Annotated in this window: 6 protein-coding genes and 2 rRNA genes; all 8 read right to left on the bottom strand. The window is 63.6% G+C overall.

Going from position 1 to position 5,938, the window contains the following annotated elements:
• Positions 1–1,202: AAA family ATPase (locus Q0331_RS02875; RefSeq protein WP_298074702.1), on the bottom strand; the 1,202-nt coding region annotated here is incomplete at its 3' end.
• Positions 1,203–1,204: 2 nt separating this feature from the next.
• Positions 1,205–2,194, bottom strand: coding sequence for an NAD kinase (locus Q0331_RS02870; protein WP_298074700.1), 990 nt, complete (start codon positions 2,192–2,194; stop codon positions 1,205–1,207).
• On the bottom strand, positions 2,191–3,042 hold the full coding sequence (locus Q0331_RS02865) for a TlyA family RNA methyltransferase (protein ID WP_298074698.1): 852 nt from the start codon (positions 3,040–3,042) through the stop codon (positions 2,191–2,193). Before Q0331_RS02865 ends, Q0331_RS02870 begins: the two co-directional genes overlap by 4 nt.
• Positions 3,042–3,218, bottom strand: a complete 177-nt coding sequence (locus Q0331_RS02860; RefSeq protein ID WP_005294519.1) for a hypothetical protein — start codon at positions 3,216–3,218, stop codon at positions 3,042–3,044. The genes Q0331_RS02865 and Q0331_RS02860 overlap by 1 nt, the downstream gene beginning before the upstream one ends.
• Complete coding sequence (locus Q0331_RS02855) at positions 3,219–4,226, bottom strand: HAD-IIA family hydrolase (protein ID WP_298074696.1); 1,008 nt, start codon at positions 4,224–4,226, stop codon at positions 3,219–3,221. It lies immediately after the preceding gene.
• A gap of 3 nt (positions 4,227–4,229) precedes the next feature.
• On the bottom strand, positions 4,230–5,138 hold the full coding sequence (locus Q0331_RS02850; protein ID WP_298074694.1) for a lipopolysaccharide assembly protein LapB: 909 nt from the start codon (positions 5,136–5,138) through the stop codon (positions 4,230–4,232).
• A gap of 229 nt (positions 5,139–5,367) precedes the next feature.
• A 5S ribosomal RNA gene (gene rrf, locus Q0331_RS02845) occupies positions 5,368–5,485 on the bottom strand.
• Positions 5,486–5,618: 133 nt separating this feature from the next.
• Positions 5,619–5,938, bottom strand: a 23S ribosomal RNA gene (locus Q0331_RS02840); the annotation flags it as partial.

Here is a 5,938-nt window from a genome sequence, read left to right as displayed (position 1 = left end):
TCGGCCGACATGTGCAGGCCCCGGATCTCTTCGGTGACAGCTTTCGAAAATTTTTTGGACGCCCTCACGCGCGCCGAAGACAACTCCTCAGCCACCGCGCGCGCCGCATCCCGCGCAGCCGCGACATCGTCCTGCAGCTTCTGCAGCGCCTCATCGGAAACGTCCATGGACTCCAGACGCTCGCGCGCCTGATCGCGCCACGCCAGCGCCCCATCCACATCCACGGCATACTTCCGCAGCTCTCGCAGCTGGGTCTGGCGCTGCAGCAGCCCGTCCAGCTCATCGGGGTCGGGAACGTCCAGCAGCGCCTGCCCGATCTCGGAGGAAATGTCGGCCAGCAGCACGCTCACCTCGCCCAGCCGGTCCGCCAAGTCGGCAAGGTTGCCGCCCTCCGCCTCGGTATCCGTCAGGTTGGTCAGCTCGTTAGTCGCCTGCCCGACCAGTGCACTGGCGCCTTCGGAATCGCCGAAATCATCCCCGGACAGGCCATCCATGCCGTCCAGGGCCGCCTGGGCACGTTGCAGACCCGCGCGAATATCATCCGCGGCCTGCAGGCGCTTGATCTGCGCCTTAACCTCCACGTCCTCGCCCGGCTGCGGATCGATCTCGTCTATCGCTTCCACCGCGCGCTGCAGAGTTTCGCTCTCCAGGGCCAGGTCGCGGCGCGCCTCCATGCGGCGGCGCAAATCCTTATCCAAACGCAGCCACTCAGCGCGGCGAGCCTGGTAGGTGGCGACCTTCTCCCCCAGCCCCGCGTAGTCATCCAAAGCGCCGAGCTGACGCACCGGATCCAGAAGCCGCAGCTGATCGTTCTGCCCGTGGATCGTAATGACGTGCCCGGCGAACTCTCCCAGCACGCCCGCAGCCACAGTCTTGCCCGCCAGATGCGCGCGGGAACGCCCCGTGGCGTTCACCGTACGGGAAGCGATAACCTCCCCATCGTCGACATACCCGCCGACCTGCTCAACCAGCTCATCCACGGCGGCGGAATCCGCAGAGAAAATCCCCTCCACGCTGGCCCTGTCCGCGCCATTGCGCACGCGGGAGGCGTCCGCACGGTGCCCGGAAAGCAAACGCAGGGAGCTGACGACCATCGTTTTACCCGCACCGGTCTCGCCGGTGACAACGCTCAAGCCCGTGGAAAACTCCGCCGTCGCCTCCTCGATCACGCCGAGGTTACGAATGTGTAGTTCGTGCAGCATTACTAGTGGCGTGGACCCCTCCAGCCCGTCACGGGCAGGCGGAACTTGTGTACCAGGCGGTCGGTAAACGGCGCGGAATCCAGGCGCACCCAGCGCACCGGCTGCGGGCCACGGCGGATCTCCACGCGCGCTCCCGGGGGCATGTGGATCTGGCGGAAACCATCCATCACCACGGTCGCGGGCGAGGTCGACGGGTTCGTCTCCACTGCCACCATCGAGTTCGGGGAGACCACCAGCGGGCGGCTAAAGAGCGTGTGCGCGTTGCTGGTTACCACCAGAATCGCATCTAGCTCCGGCCACAGAACCGGGCCACCTGCGCTGAAGGCATAGGCGGTGGAACCTGTGGGCGTCGATACCAAAACACCGTCACAACCGAACGAAGAAACAGGGCGCTCGTCGACCTCCAGGATCGTATCCAGCACACCCTGGCGGTTCAGGTTCTCCACAGAGCATTCATTCAGCGCCCAGCCCGTGCCCAGCACACGGCCGTCCATGTCGCGGGCGGTAATCGACAGGGTCATGCGGTCTTCGATGCGGTAATCGCGGTTGATCACGCGGTCCACAGCCTCCTGCAGGGATTCCTGCTCCCACTCCGCGAGGAAACCAATGTGGCCCATGTTGATGCCCAGCACCGGCACGTCCGCGGAGTGCGCAATGTCGGCTGCGCGCAGGAAGGTGCCATCGCCGCCCAGGACGATCACCATCTCCACGCCCGTGGCGGCTTCCTTGGTGTGGCCGAAGCGCTTGAAGCGCCCCAGAATCTCGTGGCGAGCAACCGGAGCAGGATCGGCGGTGGCCATCACGCGAACGTTGATGCCACCCTTCTGCAGGCGCGACGCTGCCTCCGCCGCCAGGCCCAGGTTCTCGTGCACACCGGTGTGCGCAACCAGCAGAACCTCGCGCTCGGTCTTCGCGCCCGAAGTAGCCTCGGTGCCCTTGTCACCAGTATCCGCGCCCTGATCCGCGGCGTGGTCAGTCCCCGGTGTGGTCACTGCGGGCCCTCCTTAATGGCGGTTGCAATCATCTCGTCCAGGCCGGTGTAGTCAGCCTCTTCAACCATGCTAGGTGAAACCGCAGCACTGTCCTTGACCAACCAGAGAAAATACTCAACATTGCCGCTCGGCCCCGGCAGCGGAGAGGCGACAACGGCCTTCGTACTCAAACCATACTTCATCGCTTCGACGGCCACCTCGCGGGTCACTTCCGCACGCAATTCGGGGCTACGCACCACCCCTCCGTGGCCCAGGCGATCCTTGCCGACCTCGAACTGCGGCTTCACCATCGGCAGCAGATCCCCGCCTTCCTTCACGCACGCGGCCAGCGCGGGCAGCACCAAGCGGATGGAAATAAAGCTCAAGTCCCCGACCATCAGGTCCACCTGGCCGCCGAGGTCTTCGGGTGTGAGGGTGCGCACGTTCGTGCGATCCATGACGTCCACCCGGTCGTCGTTCTGCAGCCGCCAGATCAGCTGGCCATAGCCCACGTCCACTGCCTTCACCTTCGCAGCGCCGCGGTCCAGGCACACATCCGTAAACCCGCCGGTGGAGGCGCCTGCATCCAGGACGGTCTTGCCCTCCACGCTGAGGCCCCGCGGCTCGAAGGCCTCAAGTGCTCCCAGCAGCTTGTGTGCGCCACGGCTGGCCCAGCGGTCGTCCTCGGATTCTGCGACCTTGATGGATACGTTCCCGTCCACGCCGCTGGCCGGCTTCTTCGCCAGCATGCCGTTTACGGTCACGCGCCCGGCCTTGATCATCTCCTGGGCATGCTCGCGACTGCGGGCAATCTTCCGCGCCACCAGCTCCGCATCCAGCCGCTGCAGCTTCGACCCCCTCTTGGCCATTAGCGTTCGCCTCCGAGTGCCTCGTTTACCACCCGGTGAGCTTCTTCCAGCACTGCTGCTTCTTCGGCGCCGTGGACGTCGCGCGCGAGTAGCTCGTCGACGGCCTGTGCCAGCTCTTCTTGTTGACGCCTACTGTCCCCCGACAGCATCGAAGGTTTCGGTTGCCCCTCGCCCACTTACTTCCAACCTCCCAAAGCCTCCACGGCTTGCGCGTCTGCGCCTACAAAGTCGATGTTCTCGGCCCGAGTGATCTGCGGGATCTCCGGGTCGTCGATCAGCTTCCACGCCAGCGGAGCAGCCACGGCCAACGCTTCGGCGGCCATGACTTCCACGTCTCCCAGCTCGCCGGCGGTCACGCGGATGCGGTTAGTTCCCTCGTCCACGCTCGCGGACCAGCCGGTCAGGTGGTCGCGTAGGTTACCTGCAATAAACGTGGGTCGGTGGGACGAAGGGGCGTCAATAATATCGGTGTGGGTAGACACCCCAGTGACGGTGCAGAGCGTGTCCATCCCCGCGGCGTTACCACCGGCGATGTCGGTATCCAGACGATCGCCGACGGCCAGGGGCTTAGTAGAACCGACGCGGCGGGCGGCGACCTCGAACATAGCGGGACCGGGCTTGCCGGCGGATTCGGGGGTAACTCCCGTGGCGGAAGTCACGGCTGCGACCATAGAACCGTTGCCGACCAGGAATCCGCGCTCGGAGGGCAAGGTCGTATCCAAGTTGGAGGCAAAGTAGCGGGCTCCGCGCTGGATGGCCAGGGCGCCCTCAGAGAGGCGTGCCCAGTTGTTGTCCGGGCTGTGGCCGTGGAAAACAACATGCGGCTGGTCGTCGGCGGTCTCTGTGACCTCAAAGCCAGCGTCGGCCACCAACTGCTTGAAAGAGTCGTGGCCGATCACGTAGGCCACCGGGCTTTCGATGCCGCACTCTGCGATGTAGCGCTTTCCCAGGTCGCAGGCGGCCATCGCGGAGGTAACTACCTCTTCCGCTTTAGCCGGGAAGCCCATGGAGTTCAGGTGCTCGGCGACCTGCTGCGGGGCGCGCGAGGCATTGTTGGTCACGTACATGACCTTGCGGCCTGCCAAGCCTTCTGCCGCGCCAGGAATCGGGGTGTGGCCAGAGAACACGGTGCCGTCGAGGTCCGCCAGTAAAGCGTCGTAGTTATCCAGCAGCGGGTGGACCATGGGCTACTTATCCTTGCTCTGATCTGCACCGTTGGGGTCCGCGCCCAGCTCGGCCAGGCGGTCCGGGACGTCCAGGACTTCCTCGGTATCCATTTCGCCTGCACGGGTGAACCAGTCAATGGCCTCGTCGTTGCGCTTGGCGGTGGCCAGCGCGTCTGCGTATGCGTAGTACAGACGCATGCGGGTTACGTCCGGGGCTTCAGCGTTCTCCAGCTGAGCTTCCAAGGCCAGCAGGGCTTCGTCGGACTGGCCGAGATCCTGGTGGGCGCCGGCGACGACGATGGCCAGCTCTGCCTTGGATTCGGCATCCAGCTTGTCGGCCTGCGGGTCGTTGGCAACTTCCAAAGCCTTCTCGGGCCGACCGAGGCCGCGTTCCGCGTCGGCGAGGACGGGCAGCAGTCCGGGGCCGCCTGCCATGCGGCGGGCGGCGCGCAGCTCGGAAATGGCTTCCTTCCATTCGCCTGCGTGGTAGGCGACGATGCCGCAGGTTTCGCGGGCGACGGAGACGCGACCGGCGCGGTCCTTGGCGGCGCGGGCGTGGGCGAGGGCCTTCTCCGGTTCGTCGTCCAGGAGTGTTGCAGCCATGATCAGGTGCTTTGCCACCATGTCGGCATTGTCCTTGGAGAGGCTGCGGAGTTCCTGGCGTACGGAAGGATCAAGCTCCTTCGGGTCGAGATCCTTGGGAACCTCTGGTTCGTTGAGCCGCTTGTTGAGGCGCTCTTCGCGGTAGCCGGCTCGCTGCGGGCCGCTGTGTGGGCCGCGCTGGGTTTCCCAGTTGGAGCCGCGCTTTTTGTTGGAGTTGCGGTTGGGGCGGCCGCCGCGGTTGGGCTTGAAGCCGCCCTTGTTGCGGAATTTGCCCTCCCCCTGGGGCCGGCCACCGCGTCCGCGATTGTTGCTTGAGTTTTCAGCCATTCTTGGGGGTTTACCTTCCGTCGTCTTCGTCTTTTCGGGTTCTAGGGCCCGTCCCGTGAACCTTATCAATCTTAGTTTCGCTTGATGCGGAGGCGCAATGGTGTTGTTTTTTGCTATTGACGCCTACTTTTCCGCCGCAGTGAGTTAAGGCATAAAAAAATGAGGTGTGGGTTGCTGCAACCTTTGAAAGGTTACAACGACCCACACCCCACTTCTTCTTTAGTTTTAGTGCCGGCGGTGACTTACTCTCCCACACCCTCCCAGGTGCAGTACCATCAGCGCAGGTAGGCTTAGCTTCCGGGTTCGGAATGGGACCGGGCGTGACCCCACCGCTAACAACCACCGACAAACCAATTCAGAACAAAACACACACCCAACCAAACCCAAAGGTTTGCTGGTGTGTCGTGCCGTTCCAGACACTGCATAACAAACGCGAGCACACACTCATGCGACAAGAAATCACAAACCTAGCACACAAATAATGTGTTGAACATCGGCCAATTAGTACCGGTCACCTCCATCACTCACATGACTTCCAGATCCGGCCTATCAACCCCATAATCTATAGGGAACCTCAAAAGAAACCTCATCTCAGAACAGGCTTCCCGCTTAGATGCTTTCAGCGGTTATCCCTCCCATACGTAGCCAACCAGCCATGCCACGGGCGTGACAACTGGCCCACCAGAGGTATGTCCGTCCCGGTCCTCTCGTACTAGGGACAGCCTTCTTCAAGTTTCAACGCGCACGGCGGATAGAGACCGAACTGTCTCACGACGTTCTAAACCCAGCTCGCGTGCCGC

Source organism: uncultured Corynebacterium sp. (genome assembly GCF_937999985.1).
Lineage (GTDB): Bacteria > Actinomycetota > Actinomycetes > Mycobacteriales > Mycobacteriaceae > Corynebacterium.
Note: the sequence above shows the minus strand (reverse complement) of the source record. Positions and strands in the feature narration are given on the sequence as shown.